The sequence below is a fragment of the Burkholderia plantarii genome (genome assembly GCF_001411805.1).
Classification (GTDB): Bacteria; Pseudomonadota; Gammaproteobacteria; order Burkholderiales; family Burkholderiaceae; genus Burkholderia; species Burkholderia plantarii.
In genome coordinates this window covers 335,230-356,186 of sequence record NZ_CP007212.1, presented here as the reverse complement: position 1 = coordinate 356,186, position 20,957 = coordinate 335,230, and the positions used below count along the sequence as shown (strand labels likewise).

The 20,957-nt window shown below is 69.7% G+C and carries 18 protein-coding genes; 3 read left to right on the top strand and 15 right to left on the bottom strand.

Features of this window, described 5'->3' with window-relative positions:
- Positions 1-23: 23 nt before the first annotated feature.
- The 10 genes from ugpE to pilM form a co-directional block, all read right to left on the bottom strand.
- Positions 24-869, bottom strand: coding sequence for a sn-glycerol-3-phosphate ABC transporter permease UgpE (ugpE, locus tag bpln_RS01545; protein ID WP_042623653.1), 846 nt, complete (start codon positions 867-869; stop codon positions 24-26).
- Positions 866-1,774 carry a sn-glycerol-3-phosphate ABC transporter permease UgpA gene (gene ugpA, locus bpln_RS01540; protein ID WP_042623652.1) on the bottom strand — a complete coding sequence of 303 codons (909 nt, stop codon included), beginning with the start codon at positions 1,772-1,774 and terminating at the stop codon, positions 866-868. Before ugpA ends, ugpE begins: the two co-directional genes overlap by 4 nt.
- A 107-nt stretch (positions 1,775-1,881) precedes the next feature.
- A complete protein-coding gene (gene ugpB / locus bpln_RS01535) occupies positions 1,882-3,207 on the bottom strand; it encodes a sn-glycerol-3-phosphate ABC transporter substrate-binding protein UgpB (protein WP_055137930.1) in 1,326 nt (441 codons plus the stop codon).
- Positions 3,208-3,301: 94 nt separating this feature from the next.
- On the bottom strand, positions 3,302-4,486 hold the full coding sequence (locus bpln_RS01530) for a deoxyguanosinetriphosphate triphosphohydrolase (RefSeq protein ID WP_042626368.1): 1,185 nt from the start codon (positions 4,484-4,486) through the stop codon (positions 3,302-3,304).
- Positions 4,487-4,650: 164 nt separating this feature from the next.
- Positions 4,651-5,730 (bottom strand): 3-dehydroquinate synthase, encoded by a 1,080-nt coding sequence (gene aroB, locus bpln_RS01525; protein WP_042623650.1) that lies wholly within the window; start codon positions 5,728-5,730, stop codon positions 4,651-4,653.
- A complete protein-coding gene (locus bpln_RS01520) occupies positions 5,727-6,281 on the bottom strand; it encodes a shikimate kinase (RefSeq protein WP_080937051.1) in 555 nt (184 codons plus the stop codon). The genes aroB and bpln_RS01520 overlap by 4 nt, the downstream gene beginning before the upstream one ends.
- Before the next feature lie 84 nt (positions 6,282-6,365).
- Complete coding sequence (locus tag bpln_RS01515) at positions 6,366-8,345, bottom strand: type IV pilus secretin PilQ (protein WP_055137929.1); 1,980 nt, start codon at positions 8,343-8,345, stop codon at positions 6,366-6,368.
- Positions 8,342-9,169, bottom strand: coding sequence for a hypothetical protein (locus tag bpln_RS01510; protein ID WP_175937986.1), 828 nt, complete (start codon positions 9,167-9,169; stop codon positions 8,342-8,344). Before bpln_RS01510 ends, bpln_RS01515 begins: the two co-directional genes overlap by 4 nt.
- Before the next feature lie 113 nt (positions 9,170-9,282).
- Entirely contained in the window at positions 9,283-9,969 is a 687-nt protein-coding gene (locus bpln_RS01505; RefSeq protein WP_055137927.1) for a hypothetical protein, read from the bottom strand.
- The gene (gene pilM, locus bpln_RS01500; protein WP_063891169.1) at positions 9,966-10,910 is read right to left on the bottom strand and encodes a pilus assembly protein PilM; all 945 of its coding nucleotides are present in this window, start codon (positions 10,908-10,910) and stop codon (positions 9,966-9,968) included. Before pilM ends, bpln_RS01505 begins: the two co-directional genes overlap by 4 nt.
- A gap of 186 nt (positions 10,911-11,096) precedes the next feature.
- Here pilM and bpln_RS01495 point away from each other — a divergent pair, with 186 nt between their 5' ends.
- A complete protein-coding gene (locus bpln_RS01495; protein WP_420807349.1) occupies positions 11,097-13,550 on the top strand; it encodes a penicillin-binding protein 1A in 2,454 nt (817 codons plus the stop codon).
- Positions 13,551-13,631: 81 nt separating this feature from the next.
- Here bpln_RS01495 and cyaY read toward each other — a convergent pair whose 3' ends face one another.
- Positions 13,632-13,958, bottom strand: a complete 327-nt coding sequence (gene cyaY / locus bpln_RS01490) for an iron donor protein CyaY (RefSeq protein WP_042623644.1) — start codon at positions 13,956-13,958, stop codon at positions 13,632-13,634.
- Between the two features lie 36 nt (positions 13,959-13,994).
- On the opposite strand from cyaY, the gene lptM reads away from it, so the two are divergent.
- Both lptM and lysA read left to right on the top strand, forming a co-directional pair.
- Positions 13,995-14,267 (top strand): LPS translocon maturation chaperone LptM, encoded by a 273-nt coding sequence (gene lptM, locus bpln_RS01485; RefSeq protein WP_042623643.1) that lies wholly within the window; start codon positions 13,995-13,997, stop codon positions 14,265-14,267.
- A gap of 6 nt (positions 14,268-14,273) precedes the next feature.
- Positions 14,274-15,545: a diaminopimelate decarboxylase gene (lysA, locus tag bpln_RS01480; protein ID WP_055137924.1), complete on the top strand. Its 1,272-nt coding sequence runs from the start codon at positions 14,274-14,276 to the stop codon at positions 15,543-15,545.
- A gap of 154 nt (positions 15,546-15,699) precedes the next feature.
- On the opposite strand, the gene msrQ is transcribed toward lysA, so the two are convergent.
- The 4 genes from msrQ to bpln_RS01460 form a co-directional block, all read right to left on the bottom strand.
- The gene (msrQ, locus tag bpln_RS01475) at positions 15,700-16,386 is read right to left on the bottom strand and encodes a protein-methionine-sulfoxide reductase heme-binding subunit MsrQ (protein ID WP_055137923.1); all 687 of its coding nucleotides are present in this window, start codon (positions 16,384-16,386) and stop codon (positions 15,700-15,702) included.
- A gap of 10 nt (positions 16,387-16,396) precedes the next feature.
- Positions 16,397-17,389: a protein-methionine-sulfoxide reductase catalytic subunit MsrP gene (msrP, locus tag bpln_RS01470; RefSeq protein WP_042623640.1), complete on the bottom strand. Its 993-nt coding sequence runs from the start codon at positions 17,387-17,389 to the stop codon at positions 16,397-16,399.
- Between the two features lie 168 nt (positions 17,390-17,557).
- Positions 17,558-18,760, bottom strand: coding sequence for a c-type cytochrome biogenesis protein CcsB (gene ccsB, locus bpln_RS01465; protein WP_055137922.1), 1,203 nt, complete (start codon positions 18,758-18,760; stop codon positions 17,558-17,560).
- A 4-nt stretch (positions 18,761-18,764) separates the two neighbouring features.
- A complete protein-coding gene (locus bpln_RS01460; RefSeq protein WP_055137921.1) occupies positions 18,765-20,945 on the bottom strand; it encodes a cytochrome c biogenesis protein ResB in 2,181 nt (726 codons plus the stop codon).
- Positions 20,946-20,957: the final 12 nt, after the last annotated feature.

Sequence of the window (20,957 nt, the reverse complement as noted above, 5' to 3'; positions counted from 1 at the left end):
CGCAACTCTCCGGGTAAAGCGGGTTATTTTTCCGTGTCCACCAGGCCGCGCACGAACCAGCGCTGCATCGCCAGCACCACCACCAGCGGCGGCAGCATCGTCAGCAGCGTGGCGGCCATCACCAGATGCCATTCGGTGGCCGCGTCGCCGCTCGCGATCATCGTCTTGATACCGACCACGGCCGTCGACATCGCGCCGTCGGTGGTGATCAAAATCGGCCACAGGTATTGATTCCAGCCGTAGATGAAGGTGATCACGAACAGCGCCGCGATGCTGGTGCGCGACAGCGGCAGCACCACGTCCCAGAAGAAGCGCAGCGGCCCGGCGCCGTCGATGCGCGCGGCGTCCATCAGTTCGTCGGGCAGCGTCATGAAGAACTGCCGGAACAGGAAGGTGGCCGTGGCCGAGGCCATCAGCGGCAGCGTCAGGCCCGCGTAGCCGTTGGTCATGCCGAGCGTGGATACCACCTGCACGGTCGGGAAGATCCGCACCTCCACCGGCAGCATCAGCGTGACGAAGATCAGCCAGAACGCGGCGTTGCGCAGCGGGAAGCGGAAATAGACGATCGCGTAGGCCGACAGGATCGAGACGGCGATCTTGCCAAACGCGATCGCCAGCGCCATCACGAGGCTGTTCATCAGCAGCACGCCGAACGGCGTGGTGGTGGCGCCGCTGCCGCGATGCCAGATGGTGGCGATGTTCTCGAACAGATGCGTGCCCGGCACCAGCGACATCGGCACCGAGAACACCTCGGCCGAATTCATCGTCGCGGCGCAGAAGCCGACGTATACGGGAAACAGCAGCAGCGCGGCGCCCGCGATCAGCACCGCGTGGCAGAACCGGTCGAAGCCCTTGCGATTCTCGATCATGTGTATTGCACCCGGCGTTCGACGAAGCGGAACTGCACCACGGTCAGCGCGACCACGATCACCATCAGCACCACCGACTGCGCGCCCGAGCTGCCGATGTCGAGCCCCTGGAAGCCCTCGGTGAAGATCTTGTAGATCAGCGTCTTGGTGCTCTGGCCCGGGCCGCCGGCGGTGGCCGCGTCGATCACCGGGAAGGTGTCGAAGAACGCGTAGACGAGGTTCACGATCAGCAGGAAGAAGCTGGTCGGCGAGAGCAGCGGCAGCGCGATGTCGACGAAGCGGCGCGCGGGGCCGGCGCCGTCGAGCGCGGCCGCCTCGATCAGCGAGCGCGGGATCGCCTGCAGGCCGGCGTAGAAGAACAGGAAGTTGTAGCTGACCTGCTTCCAGACCGAGGCGATCACCACCAGCGCCATCGCCTGATTGGCGTCGAGCGCGTGGTTCCAGACGATGCCGAGCCTGGCGAGCGCGTAGGTGACCACGCCGATGCTCGGGTTGAACAGGAACGCCCACAGCACGGCGGCCACCGTCGGCGCCACCGCATACGGCCAGATCAGCAGCGTGCGATAGGTGCGCGAGCCGCGCACCACGCGGTCCGCGCAGGCGGCCAGCAACAGCGAGACGGCCAGCCCGATCACCGTCACCAACGTGCTGAACACGAGCGTGGTGCGCAGCGAGGCGAGATAGAGCGGATCGCCGAACAGGTGCGCGAAGTTGGCGAGGCCGACGAATTCGCTGGTGGTGCCGAACGCATCCTGGCTCTGCGTCGACTGCCAGAGCGCGACGCCGGCAGGCCAGAGAAAGAACACCACGGTGATCGCGAGCTGAGGCGCGACCAGCAGGTACGGCAACACGCCGGCGCCGAACCGGGAGCGGGCGGCAAGCGGGGAGCGGGAACGGGATGACATCGATGGCTTTCCGTCGACAGGAGAAACCGGCGTAGCGCGCCGCCGCCGGCCGCCGCGTCCATCGTCGCGGGCGGCACCCGCGCGGCGGCCAGGCGGCCGGATGACACTCAGGAGCCCTGCTTCTCGAAGCGGCGCAACAGCTCGTTGCCGCGCGCGACGGCCGAATCGAGCGCGGCCTGCGGCGTCTTCTGCTGCGCCCAGACCTGTTCGAGTTCCTCGTCGACGATGGTGCGGATCTGCGGCATGTTGCCGAGACGCAGCCCCTTCGTGAACGGCAGCGGCGGCTTGTTCAGCATCTGCTTGATCGCGGTGTCGGCGCCCGGGTTCTTCGCGTAGAAGCCCTGTTCGCGCGTGAGGTCGTAGGCGGCCGTGGTAACGGGCAGATAGCCGGTGTCCTGGTGCCACTTCGCGGCGACCGCGGGCGAGCTCAGGTAGGCGAGGAACTTCGCGACGCCCTTGTAGGTGTTCGCGTCCTTGCCGCCCAGCACCCACAGGCTCGCGCCGCCGATGATCGCGTTCTGCGGCGCACCCTTCACGGTATCGTCGTAGGGCATCATGCCGGTGCCGAAATCGAACTTCGCGTATTTGCGGATCGTCGCGAGCGCGCCCGAGGAGGTCGTCATGATCGCGCAGTCGCCGCTGTAGAACTTGCCGGTCGCCTCGTCCTTGCGGCCCGCGTAGGTGTAGGTGCCGTCCTTGGCCATCTGCTGCAGGAAGCGGATGTGCGCGACCTGCTGCGGCTTGTTGAATTCGAGCACGGCGTCGGCGCCGTCGAAGCCGTTGTTGCGCGTGGCGATCGGCAGACCATGCCAGGCGCTGTAGTTCTCGATCTGGATCCAGCCCTGCCAGCCGGTGGTGTAGCCGCAGCTGGCGCCGGCGTGGCGCAGCTTCTCGGCGTCGGCCTTCACCTCGGCCCAGGTCTTCGGCGGCTGGTTCGGATCGAGCCCGGCCTTCCTGAACAGGTCCTTGTTGTAGTAGAGCACCGGCGTCGAGCTGTTGAACGGCATCGACACCAGGCGGCCCGTCTTCGCGTCGCCGTAGTAGCTCGCCACGGTCGGCACGAACGCCTTCTCGTCGAGCGGCACGCCGGCCTGGCGGAACACCTCGGAGACGGGCAGCACGGCCTTCTTCGCCTGCATCATGGTGGCGGTGCCCACTTCGTACACCTGCAGGATCGCCGGCGCGTTGCCGCTGCGATAGGCCGCGATGCCGGCCGCGAGCGCCTGGTCGTAGGTGCCCTTGAACACTGGCACGATCTTGTAGTCGCTCTGCGAGGCGTTGAACTGCTCGGCGATCGCGTTGACCTTGTCGCCAAGTGCCGCTTCCATCGCGTGCCAGAACTGGATCTCTGTGGCCGCGAACGCGGCGCCCTGCATGCCGAACCAGATCGCGCCGCCGGCAGCCAGCGAACGAAACACGGTGTTGACTCTCATCGACCTATCTCCGTTGTAGGCGGCGCGGCTCGAACGGCCACCCGCGTTTGTATCAGCCATGCAGTCGTGTCGCTCACGAGCGGGACGGGGCAGTCTAATTCTCGTCCATGACAAAAAGGCGTTGATATTCCTTCAGCGCGAAACGGTCGGTCATGCCCGCGATGTAGTGCGCGACGAGCCGCGCCTGCAGCGCCGGATCGGCGCTCTGGTAGGCCGGCGGCAGCAGGCGCGAATCGCCGGTGAACGCTTCGAACAGGCCCTTGACGACGCGCTGCGCCTTGTTGGCCATGCGCATCACCTTGTAGTGGCGATAGAGGTTGTGGAACAGGAAGCGCTTGAGCTCGGCGGCCTCGGCCGCGATCACGGTGCTGTGCGCGACGAGCGGCGGGCAGCGGCGCACGTCCTCGAGCGAAGCCGGCGCGTGCTCGGCCAGGTTGCGCGTGGTGGCGTCGATCAGGTCGACGATCAGCGTATTGATGATGCGGCGCACCGTTTCGTGAACCAGGCGGCGCCCCTCGATCGACGGGAAGTCGGCGAGCGCCGCGTCGTAGTGGCGGCGCCAGAGCGCCACGCCCGCCAGCTGCTCGATGGTGATCAGGCCCGAGCGCAGGCCGTCGTCGACATCGTGGTTGTTGTAGGCGATCTCGTCGGCGATGTTCGCGATCTGCGCCTCCAGCGACGGCTGGCGCCCTTCGAGGAAGCGCTCGCCGAGTTCGCCGAGCCGGCGCGCGTTCTCGCGCGAACAATGCTTGAGGATGCCCTCGCGCGTCTCGAAGCAGAGGTTGAGCCCGTCGAACGCGCCGTAGTGCTCCTCGAGTTCGTCCACCACGGCGAGACTCTGCAGGTTGTGCTCGAAGCCGCCGTGCTCGTGCATGCAGGCGTTGAGCGCGTCCTGGCCCGCATGGCCGAACGGCGTGTGGCCGAGGTCGTGCGCGAGCGAGATCGCCTCGACCAGATCCTCGTTCAGGCGCAGGTTGCGCGCGACCGAGCGGGCGATCTGCGCGACCTCGAGGCTGTGCGTGAGCCGCGTGCGGAACAGGTCGCCCTCGTGGTTCACGAACACCTGCGTCTTGTATTCGAGGCGGCGAAACGCGGTGGAATGGACGATGCGGTCGCGGTCGCGCTGGAACTCGGTGCGCGCGGCCGGCGCGCTCTCGGGATGGCGGCGCCCGCGCGTGCGCGAGGCATGAGCCGCGTAGGGCGCCAGATGCGCCTCGAGCGCGGCGACGGTGGGCGCCGCGACGGGGCCGCTCGCGCGACCGATGCGCTCGGCCGGCAGATCAAGCGCGGCCGGTGGTACGGATGACGCCGCGGCGGGTTGCTCCGGTAGCGGGCCGGATGCGGAAGCGGCGGCCCGACTGTCGTCGATTGGGTGTGGCAACTCGCGCGATGTTTCGCTCACTGACTCCTCCACTGCTGGGCGCCGGCCGATCCGGCGCCGTGTTACCGGATCGCGGCCTCGAGCGTCGCCTGCACCGCCTCGTCGGGCGCGGCGGTGATCGACGAGGCGCCGATCCGGTCGAGCAGGATGAACTTGATCGCGCCCGCTTCCGCTTTCTTGTCGACCTGCATCAGCTCGACGTAGCGGCCGGCGCCGAGGTCCGGCGCGCGCACCGGCAGGTGCGCGGCGGCGATCACGCGGTTCAGGCGCTGGCGCGCCGCGTCGTCGAGCCGGCCGACGCGCACCGACAGGTCGGCCGCCATCACCATTCCGCAGCCCACCGCCTCGCCGTGCAGCCACTCGCCGTAGCCGAGGCCGGCCTCGATCGCGTGGCCGAACGTATGGCCGAAATTGAGGATCGCGCGCAGCCCGCCTTCGCGCTCGTCGGCGGCCACCACGCTCGCCTTGATCTCGCACGAGCGCCGCACGGCCTCGGCGAGCGCGGCCGGCTCGCGATGGTTCAGCGCCTCGACGCTGGCCTCGATCCAGTCGAAGAACGCCGGGTCGGCGATCGCGCCGGTCTTGATCACCTCGGCGATGCCGGCCGCCAGTTCGCGCTCGGGCAGCGTGCGCAGCGCGCCGATGTCGGCGATCACCGCCTGCGGCTGGTAGAACGCGCCGATCATGTTCTTGCCGAGCGGGTGATTGATGCCGGTCTTGCCGCCGACCGACGAATCGACCTGCGACAGCAGCGTGGTCGGCACCTGGATGAACGGCACGCCGCGCATGTAGCAGGCGGCCGCGAAGCCGGTCATGTCGCCCACCACGCCGCCGCCGAGCGCGATCAGCGTGGTCTTGCGATCGGCGCGCGAGCCGAGCAGCCCGTCGAAGATCAGGTTCAGCGTTTCCCACTGCTTGTAGGATTCGCCGTCGGGCAGCACCACGGTGTTGACCTGCTTGCCGAGCGGCGCGAGCGCGGCGCGCAGCGCGTCGCCGTAGAGCGGATCGACGGTGGTGTTGGTGACGATGGTGACGGCGGCGCCCTTGATGTGCGGGGCGAACAGTTCGGTGCGGCCAATCAGGCCGTCGCCGATATGAATCGGGTAGGCGCGATCGCCCAGGTCGACGTTGACGGTAATCATGCTTGTAGCGGCTTGGCGACGATGCCGGCCAGCTCGAGCTGCATCAGCACCATGTTGACGAGGCCGTTGACCGACGGACGGCCGGTCTCGATCACGAAATGCGCGCATTCGCGGTAAAGCGGGTCGCGCACCTCGTACAACGCTTCGAGCCGGGCCTTCGGATCTTCCGTCTGCAGCAGCGGGCGATTTTTGTCCTTACGGGTTCTCAGCCAGAGATCGTGCGGATTCGCGCGCAAATAGATGACGATGCCGCGCGAACGCAGCGCGTCGCGATTTTCGGGGCGCATCACGGCGCCGCCGCCGGTCGCGAGCACGACGTTGCCGCGTTGGGTGAGCTCGTCGATCATTTTTTTCTCGCGGTCGCGGAAACCCGCCTCGCCCTCGAGTTCGAAAATGACCGGGATCCGCGTACCGGTGCGCGCTTCGATTTCATGATCGGAATCGAAGAACGGCCGGTCGAGACGGCGCGCGACGGCGCGACCCACGGTGGTTTTACCCGCCCCCATGAGTCCGACGAAAAATACGCTTGCGTATGGATCCCGCGGTTGCAACGGCTTCCTCTGCTTCAATCTGGCTGGTGGTGTGGCGCAGCTTACTGGCAAAGCGCTTGCCTTGTCGAGCGCGCCCGTGGGCGATCAGCGGGCCGCCGCGGACTTGTCCCCCGAGCCCGGGACACCCGCCGGCGGCCCGTCCGGCGCGCCGACGACGCGCGGCGTGATGTAGACGACCAGCTCCGCGGTCCGCTCGCGCCGCGCCCGATGCCGGAACAGCGCGCCCAGAACCGGTATTTTGCCCAAGACCGGCACCCGAGTCACATCGTCCCGACGATCGCTCTCGTAGATGCCGCCGATCGAGACCGTACCCCCATTTTCGACCTCCACGCGCGTGCGCACGTGCTTGGTGTGGATCGCCGGCCCCGCGTCGGTGGCCTCGCCGACGCTGTCCTTCGCCACGTCGAGATCGAGCACCACGTGGCCTTCGGGCGTGATCTGCGGCTCGACCTCGAGCTTGAGCGTGGCGCGGCGGAACTGCACGCCGGACACGCCGAGGCCGACCTTGGCCTGGTACGGCAGTTCGGTGCCCTGCTCGATCAGCGCCGGCGCGCGATCGGCCGTGACGATGCGCGGGCTCGACACGATCCGCCCACGCCCCTCCGCTTCGAGCGCGCTCAGTTCCAGATCGAGCAGGCGGCTCGCGCCGGCGACGAACAGCGTAAGGCCGGCCGTGGCTGCCTCGAATCCCGCGAGCGGACGCGCCGACAGGTCCAGCAGCCGTCCGCCGGGACCGCCGACGATGCCGGTCGCGGTGCCGCCGGTGGTGGGCTCCGGGGTGGCGGCTCCGCCGGCCGCGCTGCCGCCCGAGCCGCTTGCACTGGAGCCGCCCGCCGCACTGCCGCCCCACGCAGTCGAGCGCAGCGCGAGCCGCGCTCCGAGCTCGCGCGAAAAACCGCGTTCGCCCTCGACGATGCGTGCCTCGATCAGCACCTGCCGCGACGGACGGTCGAGCTGCGCGAGCAACGCGGCGATCTGGGCGAGCCGGCCGTCGAGGTCGGTCACGAACAGCAGGTTCGTGCGCGGATCGGCCAGCACCGAGCCGCGCCGCGACAGCACGCGCTGGCTCGCGCCGCCGCCCGTCAGCAGCCGCGCGACGTCGTTCGCGCGCGGGTAGCGCAGCACGAAGGTGCGGCTCGCGAGCGGCTCCAGCTCGGCCGCGCGCGCGTGCGTTTCGAAGCGGGCGCGCTCGCGTGCCGCCAGCTCGGCCACCGGCGCGACCCAGATCACGCCGCCGCGCTGCGCCATCGCGAGTCCGTTCGCGTCGAGCAGTGCGTCGAACGCATCGCGCCACGGCACGTCGCGCACGCGCAGCGTGGCGCTGCCCTGCACGCGCCCGCTCAGCACGATGCTCTGGCCCGTGAAGCGCGCGAACGCGTCGAACGCGGCCGCGAGCGGCGCCTGCTGAAGATCGAGCGAGATCCGGCGAGGCCCGCGGGTGCCGTGCTTGCCGCGCATACCATGCACGTCATGCATGCCGGCCGGCGCATCGGACAGCCGGAGTGGAGCCGGCAGCGGAATGGGGGGTCCTTCGAGCGCGGGCGGGACCGTGGCGGTGACAGCCGGTGGCGGCGAAGCGGGTCCGGCATCGGCGGACTTGGCCGCTTGCGTGCTGCCGCCGGCCGGAGGCAGATCCTGTTCCGATGAATCGGCGCCGCCGGGCTCGGCGGCTGCATCCGCCGAGGGAACCCGATCGTCGGGCAGAGAAATCGGAACGCCGGCCGGGCTCAGCGCGTTCGCCGTCGCCGCCGGGTCCGACGCGCGACTTCGCGCTGCGCCGTGTCCCGCCCCGGCCGGCGCCCTGCCGCCGTCGTCACCGTCGTCGCCGTCTCGGCCGGCATCACCGTCGAGCCCGCTCGTGCCACGCACGCGGCCGACTTCGGTAGCGAGCCATGGCGCTTCGTCGCCGCCAGCGTGCGGCGAGGCGCCGGCCGCCCCGACCCCGGCATTCGTGGGCATCGCGACCGGCAGCGGCGGCGGGCTCGCCCGCGCTACCGCTTCGGCATCGGCCACGAGCGCCGCCACGGCGATCATTCGCACCATCAAGCCGACCCGGCGGTTCATCGGCTCGCCTCCGCGCTCAGGGCCACGCGCTGCTCGCGGCCATCGTCGGTTTCGAGCCAGACGCCGTCCGCCGTGATGCGCGTGATCCGCTCGGCGCCGATCCGTTCGCCGACCGCCGCCGCGCGCGCCCGCCCGCCGGCGTCGATCAGGGCCAGCCCGCCGCGCGCATCGCGCAGGATGCCGGCAACACGCGGCATGGCGAGCGCGTCGCTGCCGCCGAACTCGGCCGCGCCAGCCGGCAACGCGGCCCGCATCAAGCCGCTGGTCGCCGCCGGCCGCCCGTCGCCGTCGTGGACCGCGAAACGCGCCGAAAACGCGGCGCCGCCGGCCCGCCGCGTGACCTCGATGCCGAGCGGGACGATCGTCGCCGGCACCCGCGCGAGCGAACGGACCCAGCGGGCGACCTCGCCGAAACCGCCGGTCCCGGCGACGTCGTAACGCTGCCCGGCCGCGTCGGGCTCGCCATGTTCGGCCGGCATGGGGCCGAGGCGGCCGATCCGCAGGCCGCTCTCGTGCGCGGCGGTGGCGAGCCACCAAACCGTGTCGTGGGCGAGCCGGCCGTCGTGTTGCGGCGTCGCAGAAACCGCGGAAGACGGCTGCGTCGTGCGCGGCTCGGGCGGAACTCGCGTATCGGCGCGCGCCGCGGTAACGATCGGTGCCGCCGCTCGCCCGGCCGATCGTGGCGATTCATGCCGCACCGCCGCCGGCCGCCACGCGCGCAATCTCCGCTCGGCCCGGTCCCGCTCCGACATGGCCGCATCGAGCCGCCGCCGCGCTTGTCCGACGCCGCTCCAGTCGCGCTCGTCGCCGGTGGCGCGCAGCACGGCGCAGACCGCTCCCGCCACGCAGCCGAGCACCACCAGCTTCGTGGCCCCGCGGTACGCCGGCATGCGCGCGATTGCCATGCGGCCGCCGCTGCCCCCCGTGCCGCTCGCCATCATCCGCGCCCTCCCTCGTTGGCACTGCTGTGGCTCACCACGGCTCGCGGCCGCGGCTCGGCCTGCGGCCAGCGAATCCGCACCACGAAGCGGATCGAGCCCGAGCCATTCGCGACCGACTCGCCCCGGCCCACGTCGATGCCCGCCACCTCGACCTGCCAGTCGGCCCGCGTCTCGCGCAATCGCGCAACCCAGCGCGCCGCGGCGAGCGGATCGCGCGCCCGCGCATCGAGCTGCGCGGTGCCGTCCGCCTGGCGCAGCCCGAGCAACACCACCGCGCGATAGTCGAGCGCGCGCAGCGCATCGAACAGCGCCACCGCCCGCGCGAGCGGCCGCGCCCGCTCGGCCGCCGTCGTCTCGTGCCGGCGTCGGGCGGCCACCTCACGCGCCGCCGCATCCGCGGCGCGCATGCGCGGCGCCCATTGCGCCAGCTGCTGTTCGATGGCTGTGCGCCGCATGTCGAGCCGCGCGCGTTCGAACGCCTGCGCGGCGCAGGACAGCGCGGCCGCCACCACCCCGACGCAGGCCGCGCCCGCGAATTCGGCCGCGCGCCGCCGACGCCGCAGCCGGGCGTCGCGCTGCCGGTACGGCATCAGATTGAAGCCGCCGAGCCAGGCGCGGCGCCGTGCCGGATCACGCATCACCGCGCGCGGGGGCACCGCCGCGAGCCGCCGTCGCGCGCTCATTCGCACACCCCGCGCAGGCCGAGCCCGAATGCCACCGCGAAGCGCGGCGAGTGGCGCGCCGCCGCGTCGATCTCGGGCCGCCGGCAATACGCGGCGCATTCGAACGGCAACGCGGCGCACCCGAGCAGATCGCCGATCTCGGCGAGCCGCGCCGCGATCTCGCCCGATCCATCATCCATCTCACCGCCTTCGTCGAGCGCGCCGCCGACGAACGCGCAATCGATCTCGCCGCCGCGCCGCGCCAGCTCGCGCAGCGCGTCGGCGACGCTCGCGTGGGCCGGCGACGGCGCCCGCACGTGGGTGGTCGCCGTGGTCGCCTCGACGCGCCAGCCGTCCACGCCGCCGGCCCCGATCCAGATCGCCGCGTAGGGCGCGTCGGCCTCGACCTCGAACGCGGCGACCTGCCGGATCGCGCGCAGCGCCGCGTGCGGCTCGCCGTCGATCGCGGTCAGGCCGAAGCCGGCCGCCGCCGCGGCCTCGACGCGCACGTCGATGCGCGCGCGGTCGGTGGACGCGATCATCACGCGCCCGGGATGCAGGATGTCGTTGACGCACCAGTCGATCGCGAGCGAATCGCGCGCGATGCCGGTAGTGCGCTCGGCCTCGACCAGCACGGCCGGCTCGAGCGGGCCGTCCGCCGCGAGACGCGCGTCGAGCATCGACGTCGCGACCTCGCGGCACGACAGCGCCATCGCGGCCGGCATCCGGCCGACCGGCAGCCGCGCGCCGGCCCGCTCGGCCACGCGGGCCAGCGCGCGCGTCACCGCGGCCCAGTCCCCGCCCGTCACGTCGTGCGGCGCGTCGAACGGCTCGCGCTCCAGCCGCTCGATGCCGATCACGCTGCCGCGCCGGCTCACGAACGCGACACGCACCGCGTCCCGTCCCACATCGATGCCGGCGGCAAGCCACCGCCCGGCCATCCATCGTCGATAACCCGTCATGATCGGCCCTCCCGGCCGCCGTGCGACACAGGCACGGCATGACGGAAATTGTTGCCGGCCCGCCGGCGCGCGACCAGTCGTCCGAACGGCCAGCCGGCGGCCATGCGGGCGGGTGCGGCACCGATCGCGCCGATGCACCAGGAATGCCCATAGCGGACGTTTATAATCGCTGGACTGTTTTCCGGTATGCCTATGCAACCTACGACTCCCCCGTCTCCGCCGCCGGCCTCGGAACCGCCTCCCCCTCCGCCGCCGCCGGCTGTCGAACCACCGCCGCCGCCCCCTCCACCGCCGCCGCCGCGCAAGCGGCCGCTGTGGCTGAAGCTGCTGCTCGGCTTCGTCGGCCTGTGCGTGGCGCTCGCGCTGTGCGCGGGGCTCGTGCTCGGCTACGCGCTGGTGGTGGCCTGGCCGAACATGCCGTCGCTCGACGCGCTCACCGACTATCGCCCGAAGGTGCCGCTGCGCATCTACACGGCCGATCACGTGCTGATCGGCGAGTTCGGCGAGGAGCGCCGCGACATCGTCCATATCCAGGACGTGCCCGATTCGCTGAAGAAGGCGATCCTCGCGATCGAGGACGCGCGCTTCTACGAGCACGGCGGCGTCGACCTGACCGGCATCGCGCGCGCCGGCGTGGTGGCGCTGACCAACGGCCACGCGACGCAGGGGGCGAGCACGATCACGATGCAGGTCGCGCGCAACTTCTTCCTGTCGAGCGAGAAGACCTACACGCGCAAGATCTACGAAATGCTGCTCGCCTACAAGATCGAGCGCGCGCTGACGAAGGACCAGATCCTCGAGCTGTACATGAACCAGATCTATCTGGGGCAGCGCGCCTATGGCTTCGCGGCCGCCGCGCGCGTGTACTTCGGCAAGGATCTGAAGGACATCACGCTGGCCGAGGCGGCCATGCTCGCGGGCCTGCCGAAGGCGCCGTCGGCCTACAACCCGGTGGTCAATCCGAAGCGCGCGAAGGTGCGCCAGCAGTACATCCTCGAGCGCATGCTGGAGCTGAACTTCATCACGCGCGAGCAATACGACGAGGCGGTCGCGCAGCCGCTGGTGGTCAAGACCGCCACGCGCGAGTACAGCGTCCACGCCGAGTACATCGCGGAAATGGTGCGCCAGATGATGTACGCCCAATACAAGGACGAAACCTATACGCGCGGCTTCAACGTGGTGACGACGGTCGACTCGGCGGACCAGACGCTCGCCTACCAGGCGCTGCGCCGCGGCCTGATGGACTACGAGCGCCGCCACGGCTATCGCGGCCCGGAAGCGTTCATCGAGCTGCCGGCCGACGCCGGCGAGCGCGAGCAGGCGGTCGGCGACGCGCTGCTCGACCACCCCGACAACGGCGAGCTGATCGCGGCGGTGGTCACCGACGCGAATCCGAAGCAGGTGCGCATCGCGTTCGCCGACGGCAGCGGCGCGACGCTCGAAGGCCCGAACCTGCGCTTCGCCGCGGCGTCGCTGGCCGCCAACGCGCAGCCGAACCGGCGCATCCGCCCCGGCGCGATCGTGCGCGTGGTGAAGAACGACGGCGGCGACTGGGCGATCACGCAGTTGCCGCAGATCGAGGGCGCGTTCATCTCGATCGTCCCGCAGGACGGCGCGATCCGCTCGCTGGTGGGCGGCTTCGACTTCAACAAGAACAAGTTCAACCACGTCACGCAGGCGTGGCGCCAGCCCGGTTCGAGCTTCAAGCCGTTCATCTACTCGGCCTCGCTCGACAAGGGCCTGGGGCCGGCCACCATCATCAACGACGCGCCGCTGTTCTTCAGCGCGGCCGAAACGGGCGGCCAGCCGTGGGAACCGAAGAACTACGGCGGCGGCTTCGACGGGCCGGAGCCGATGCGCACGGCGCTGATGCGCTCGCGCAACCTCGTTTCGATCCGGATCCTCAACTACATCGGCACCAAGTACGCGCAGCAGTACATCACGCGCTTCGGCTTCGACGCGGACCGCCATCCGGCTTACCTGCCGATGGCGCTCGGCGCGGGGCTCGTCACGCCGCTGCAGATGGCGGGCGCCTACTCGGTGTTCGCCAACGGCGGCTATCGCGTGAATCCGTACCTGATCGCCGAGGTGACCGATTCGAGCGGCAACGTGGTGGCGCGCGCGCAGCCGCTGGTGGCCGAGCAGAGCGCGCCGCGCGCGATCGACGCGCGCAACGCCTACGTGATGAACAGCCTGCTGCAGAGCGTGGCGCAGCGCGGCACCGGCGCGAAGACCAACGTGCTCAAGCGCACCGACCTCGGCGGCAAGACCGGCACCACCAACGATTCGCGCGACGCGTGGTTCGCGGGCTTCCAGCACACGCTCGCCGCGATCGCCTGGATCGGCTACGACAACCCGCGCAGCCTCGGCGACCGCGAGACGGGCGGCGGCCTCGCGCTGCCGGTCTGGATCGACTACATGGGGCCGTCGCTGAAGAACGTGCCCGAGTACAAGATGCCGATGCCCGACGGTGTCACGACGATCGGCGACGAGCTGTTCTTCAGCGAGTTCACGCCGGGCCACGGCTTCGTGTCGACGGTCGGCGTGGCGCAGGCGGCCTCGCCCGACGACGCGTCGATCCCGCACGTCGACGCGCAGGAGAAGCAGGACATCATGAACCTGTTCCAGGGCGGCAACTGAGGCGCCGCGCGGCCTCGCAACGCAAAAGAGCGACCCGCGGGTCGCTCTTTTCTCATCGGCAGCGCGCCTGCCGGTGCAGGCTCAGGCGCTGAACGTCACCGGCTCGCCGGCCTGCTCGGTCGCGTACTGCGTCAATGCCGCGAAGAACTCGTTGCCCGAACGCGTGTCGCGCCACGCGCCGTCGAGATAGCGGAAGTGATAGCCGCCCGACTTCGCCGCGATCCACACTTCCTTCATCGGCGGCTGCAGGTTCACGATGATCTTGGTGCCGTTCTCGAAGCTCAGCGTGATGACGCCGCCGTTGCGGCCCAGATCGATGTCGAGGTCGCCCTCGTTGGCTTCGTCCACGCAGCGCTCGACGGCCGCCAGAACGGCCTCGGCGCGGGTCAGGTATTCAGTGTCGCTCATGCTAAACTCTGTCGATTCAATTGTTTAGGGACGATCATGCGAGTCGTTTTCCAGATGAGCGCGATTGTAGCGGCTTTGGCGCTTGCCGGCTGCGGTCAACGCGGCGCGCTCTATCTGCCCACCGTGCCGCCCTTGCCTCCCAAACCGATCGAAACGACGCAACCGCCAGCCGCCGACGACGCGGCGTCGGCCCCCGATGCCGCCTCCACCGCCGACCCGGCGCCGGACGACGCGGCCGGCGCGTCACTGACGCTTTCGCCGTCGCTCGCCTCGCCGGGCGCGGCCTCCGACGCCACCCCCAATCGATGATCCCGGATGACTCACCCCGCATTTGACTACGTCGACGGTACGCTGCACGCCGAAGGCATTCCGGCCGACAAGCTCGCCGACCACTTCGACACCCCGCTCTACGTCTATTCGCGCGCCGCGCTGACGGCCGCGTACCAGGCCTACGCCAACGCCTGCGAGGGCCGCCGCGCGTCGATCCACGTCGCCGTGAAGGCCAACGGCAACCTCGGCGTGCTGAACCTGTTCGCGCGGCTCGGCGCCGGCTTCGACATCGTCTCGGGCGGCGAACTCGCGCGCGTACTGGCGGCGGGCGGCAAGCCGGAGCAAGTGGTGTTCTCGGGCGTGGCCAAGAGCGCCGACGAAATGCGCGTCGCGCTCGAGGCCGGCGTCAAATGCTTCAACGTCGAATCGGTGCCGGAGCTCGACCGCCTCAACGCGGTGGCCGGCTCGCTCGGCAAGCGCGCACCGGTCTCGCTGCGCGTGAACCCCGACGTCGATCCGAAGACGCATCCGTACATCTCCACCGGCCTGAAGGCCAACAAGTTCGGCGTGGCGTTCGCCGACGCGCGCGCGACCTACCGCGCCGCCGCCGCGCTGCCGAACCTGCAGGTGGTCGGCATCGACTGCCACATCGGCTCGCAGATCACCGAGCTGAGCCCCTATCTCGACGCGCTCGACAAGGTGCTCGACCTGGTCGAGCAGATCGAGGCGGACGGCATCGCGATCCATCACGTCGACGTGGGCGGCGGGCTCGGCATCACCTATTCCGACGAAACGCCGCCCGACATCGGGGCGTTCGTGCAGGCGCTGTTCGCGAAGCTCGACGCGCGCGGCCACGGCCACCGCGAACTGTTCTTCGAGCCGGGCCGCTCGCTGACCGGCAACGCCGGCATCCTGCTCACGCGCGTCGAATTCCTGAAGCCGGGCGAGGAGAAGAACTTCGCGATCGTCGACGCGGGCATGAACGACCTCGCGCGTCCGGCGATGTACGAGGCGTACCACGCGATCGTGCCGGTCAAGCAGGCCAGCGCCCATGCGAGCGCCGTCTACGACGTGGTCGGCCCGGTCTGCGAGAGCGGCGACTGGCTCGGCCGCGAGCGCACGCTCGCGATCGCCGAGGGCGACCTGCTCGCGATCCGCTCGGCCGGCGCCTACGGCTTCGCGATGAGTTCGAACTACAACACGCGCCCGCGCGCGGCCGAGGTGCTCGTCGACGGCCAGAACGCCTATCTGGTGCGCGAGCGCGAGACGATTCCGAGCCTGTTCGAGAAAGAGTCGATCCTGCCCGAGGAAGAATGAGCCGGCGGTAAGCCGGGCCGGGCGCGGCAGCACCGCGGCCATCGGCGGGACGAAAAAAAGCGATGCGTGTGAAAAGCGCATCGCTTTTTTCATGCCGGCTCGCCAGGCGCGCTGCCGTCGGCGGCACCACCGCGATACCCGCGTGCCCGGCGAGCTACCCCGCGGCCCGGGTACGCCGTCGCGCCAGCGCCGCCACGAGCCGCCAGCCGAGCAGCACCAGCACGATCGCGCCGTACAGCTTCGGCAGCGCCAGATCGTGCTTGCCGGCGCGCATCCACCAGAAATGCAGGATCGCCAGCAGCGCGATCGCGTAGATCAGCCGGTGCAGCCGCTGCCAGTGGCGGCCGAGCCGGCGCACCATCGCGCGCGGCGAGGTCAGCGCGAGCGCGATCAGCAGCACGAACGCTGCGAAGCCGACGGTGATGAACGGCCGCTTCACGACGTCCCTCAGGATCGCCGCGAGATCGAACCACTTGTCGAACCAGAAGTAGGTGATGAAGTGCAGCGTCGCGTAGAAGAACGCGAACAGGCCGATCATGCGCCGCAGACGCAGCAGCGCGGCCACGCCGGTGAGCCGCCGCAGCGGCGTGACGGCCAGCGTCACGCAGAGGATCACGAGCGTCCAGAGTCCGGTCGAGCGCGTGACGAACTCGATCGGATTCGCGCCGAGCCCGCCCGTCGCACCGAGCAGCACGAGCCGCGCGAGCGGGAACAGGCCCGCGGCGAACACCGTCACCTTCGCGATGCGCAGCGCCCACGGCGCGGCCGGCGCCCGGGCCGTCTCGCGCGGGCCGCCGGCGGCTCGCGTGGCGCGCGACGCACCTTGCCATTGTTTGTCCACCGCGCGCCGCCTAGAAGTTCTTGCGCAGATCCATGCCGCGATACATCGATGCGACGAGATCGCCGTAGCCGTTGAACATCAGCGTCTTGCGCTTCGGCGTGAAGAAGCCGTCCTCGCCGATGCGCCGCTCGGTCGCCTGGCTCCAGCGCGGATGATCGACCTCGGGATTCACGTTCGAGAAGAAGCCGTATTCGGTCGGCGCGTAGGTGTTCCAGCTGGTCTTCGGGGCCTGCTCGACGAAGCGGATCTTCACGATCGACTTCGCGCTCTTGAAGCCGTACTTCCACGGCACCACGATCCGCACCGGCGCGCCGTTCTGGTTCGGCAGCACCTGTCCGTAGACGCCCATCGTCAGCAGCGTGAGCGGGTTCATCGCCTCGTCGAGCCGCAGCCCTTCCGAGTACGGCCAGTCGAGGATCGGCTCGGCCAGCCCCGGCATCTGCGACGGATCGGCGAGCGTGACGAACTGCACGTACTTCGCGTTCGACGTCGGCTGCACGCGGCGGATCAGGTCGGCAAGCGGGACGCCGATCCACGGGATCACCATCGACCAGCCCTCCACGCAGCGGTGCCGGTACACGCGCTCCTCGAGCGGCGCGAGCTTGAGCAGGTCGTCGATGTCGTAGACCTTCGGCGCCTTCACCGCGCCCTCCACGCTCACGCGCCACGGATGCGGGCGCAGCGAGCCGGCGTGCTGCGCGGGATCGCCCTTGTCGGTGCCGAATTCGTAGAAGTTGTTGTAGGTCGTCACGTCCTTGTACGGCGTGACCTTGTCGGGGACCACGAACTTCGCGTTGGTCGCGGCGGCGAGCGGATGCGCGGCGGGGTCCGGCGACCGGTAGGCCGCCGACGCGGCGCCCGGCACGCCGAGCCCGGCCGCCACGGCGGCGCCCGCGGCGCGCAGCACGCCGCGGCGGGCGGCGAATGCCGACGGCGCGGTAATGTCGTGGCGCGCGATGTCGTCGCCGGTCAGCAGCCGGCGGCGCGTGGTCCTGATCAACATGAAGCGTCTCCTCGCCGGGCAACGGCGCCGGCGGTCATGCGTTGCATCGATCGCCGCCCATGCGCACGAGGCGCGCGGCGGCCCAGCAAAAAACCGCCGGGCACGAACGCGTGCGGCGGCGGTTTGCGAATCCGTGATCCGTTCCGGCCGGAGCCGATGAAGTCCGGCTCACAGCTTGCCGTAGCTGTGCAGCCCCGAGAGGAACATGTTCACACCGAGGAACGCGAAGGTGGTGACGACGAGGCCCGTCAGCGCCCACCAGGCGGCGACGGTGCCGCGCAGCCCCTTCATGAGCCGCATGTGCAGCCACGCCGCGTAGTTGAGCCAGACGATCAGCGCCCAGGTCTCCTTCGGGTCCCAGCTCCAGTAGCCGCCCCACGCTTCGGCGGCCCACAGCGCGCCGAGGATCGTCGCGATCGTGAAGAACGCAAAGCCAACCGCGATCGACTTGTACATCACGTCGTCGAGCACCTCGAGCGCGGGCAGGCGATCGGCCAGCACGCCGCGCTCCTTGCACAGGTAGGCCACGCTGACCATCGCCGACAGCGCGAAGCTGCCGTAGCCGATGAAGTTGGCCGGCACGTGGATCTTCATCCACCAGCTCTGCAGCGCCGGCACGAGCGGCTGGATCTGCTGCGCGTCGCGCGCGATCGAGTACCACATCAGGAAGCCGACCGCGGCGCTGATCACGAGCAGCACGAACGCGCCGAGCGCGCGCGTGCCGTAATGCCCTTCGTAGTACAGATAGAGCAGCGCCGTGATCAGGCTGAACAGCACGAACACTTCGTAGAGGTTCGACACCGGGATGTGGCCGACGTCGGCGCCGATCAGGTACGACTCGTACCAGCGCACCATCAGGCCCGTGAAGCCCATCAGCACGGCGGCCCAGGTCATCTTCTGGCCGATCGCGGCGCCGGTTTCGGAGCGGCTCAGCATGCCGATCCAGTAGAACACCGTGGCGAACACGAACAACGCGCTCATCCAGAGGATCGCCGACTGGCTCGACAGGAAGTACTTCAGGAAGAACGCCGAATCGGCGCGCGACAGGTCGCCGTGATAGAGGTTCAGCGACAGCAGCGAGAACACCGCGATCGACGCCATCAGCAGCCGCGCCGGCTTCCAGCGCCAGCCGAGCACGACCAGCGCGGCGGTCGCGCCGGTCATCACGGCCTGATCGTAGTAATCCATGTGCGCCTGATAATGCACGAGCGCGAAGCCGGCGCCGGCCACCATCGCGAGCGCGAACAACCAGTCAACGAGGGACAAGCGCTTCAGGAACGGGCGCTCGTCGAACAGCGGCGCCGGGGCGGGCACGCCCGCTTGCGCGCGGCCGCGCGGCGCGGGGGACGAAGAAACTTGGGTCAGATCCATGACGTTACCGTGGGGAGTCGTGGGGATCGGTCTCGCGCTCGACAGGGCCCGCTGCGGCGGGCGCGGCACCGAGTACCGCGCCGACCGCGTCGCGCGTCTGCGCGAACTCCTTCTCGAAATCGAATGTCTTGCGGGCGCTCGACATCGCCATCACGACGCCCGTGCCTGCTGCCGTGTCCTTGAGCCAGAACCACAGCCGACGCTCGCGTACGTAGAACATCGAAAAGATGCCGAACACCAGCAGCAGGCTGCCAAGATACACCAGATTTTTACCAGGTGCGCGTGTCAACTGGAATACCGAAGCCTGCACCTGTTTATATGAATCAAGCCGCAAATACACCGGCGCGCCGTACAGAAAGCTGTCCGACAGCGCGTTGATGGTGTTCTGCACGAAGCGCGCCGACTCGGCCGACTGCGCGACGGCCTTCAGGTTCGCCTGCTCGCGCGCCACCTGCCAGACCTGCCACATCGCGCCTTCCAGCATGCGCAGCAGCAGGCCGGCGGCCTTCTCCTGCTCGGCTTTCGGTACCGACTGGTCGATGAAACCGGCCACCGCCTGGAAGCCCCCCACCGGATCGCCATCGGGCTGGCGGCCCGAACTCGCGTCGGCCCCCGCGAAAAGGGTCAGGACACGCAGCGCGCTGTCGTTCAGGCGCGTGCGCAACGCCGCGTCGGCGTCGGGCAGCGAGCCCTGCGCGAAGCGGCGCGCGGCCTCGGCACGCACGGCCGGATCCTCGAGCGCGGCGCGGATCCGCATCCACTCGTCGATCGAATCGTCGGCGTCGGCGGGAATCCGCAGGTAGCGGAACGGATCGTTCGGGCTCGCGCGCACGCCGGCCAGGAACACGCGGTCGCCGCCCACCTCGACCGGCAGCATGTAGTTGTTGAACTCACGCGCCTGGCCGTCTTTGCCGCGCACCTTGTACTGCACCGACGGCCCGACGTTGTGCAGGTTCACCGGCGTCGAGGTCTTCGCGCCGGAGCCGAGCCGCTCGTCGAACGCCTCCTTGAGCGAGTGCGTCGTGCTCACGCCGCGCGCGTCGGTCTTGCCGCTCGCGTCGGTGAGGTTCTCGACGTTGATCGCGCGGAAGTCGGCGAACTCGATCGTCTCGCCGTCATGGCCCGCGAGCGGCACCGCGTTGCCGATCGTGCCGTCCACCGGGAACGACGCGTCGCGGTCGCCCGTCATCGGGAACGCGGTCATCCGCATCTGCGAGCCGCCGTCCTGGAAGCTCGACTGGTAAATCGACACGCCCTTGTAGGTGAACGGCTTGTTGACCTCGACGCGCGCCGGGATGCGCTTGCCGGTCTCGCGATCGATCACGACGATGTCGCTCGCGAACAGCTTCGGCATGCCGGTCGAATAGTAGTCGACGATGAACTTGTCGAGCTGGATCGAGAACGGCAGGTCCTGGATCAGCGAGCCGTTCGGCTGGTTCAGGATCGCGGTCGAGACGTACTGCCCTTCCGGCACCCACGCGTAGCCGCGAAACGTCGGGTTCGACGCCGACAGCCGGTGGTCGGGCGAGATCTCGCTGATCGCCGCGCTGGTGTTGACGGGCGATTTGCCGAACAGCCACATCTGGAAATGGATCGGCAGGTTGCTGTCGAGCAGGCCGCCGAGGCAGATCACGACGATCGCGAGGTGGGCGGCGATGTAGCCGTACCTGGTCATCGCGCCGCGCTTCGCGGAGATCAGCGTCGCGCCGTCCGATTCGCGCACCACCAGCTTGTAGCCGGCCTTGCCGATGAACGCGGCGAGCGAGGCCGCCACCTGCGCGCGCGCGCCGGTGGCCGCGTACTCGGCCTTGTGATGGAACGCGCGCAGGCTGCCTTCGCGCACCTTGTCCTTCCAGCTCTTCGCGTCGGCCAGCATCTTCGGGCCGTTGCGGATCACGCAGAGCGACAGCGAGATCACCAGGAACAGCAGGATCAGCATGAACCACCAGGCGCTGTAGACCGTATAGAGACCGATCGCGCGGAAGATGTCGGCCCAGAACGGGCCGAACTGGTTCACGTAGTTCGGATAGGGATCATCCTGCGTGAGGACGGTGCCGATGATGCTCGCGATCGCCAGTACGACGAGCAGCGCGATCGCGAAGCGCATCGAGCTGATCAGCTCGACCGAGGTGTTCAGCATGCGGCGCCGCGAGTTCGCCTGGATTCCTGACGTGGTAACGCTCATTCACACTCCGAC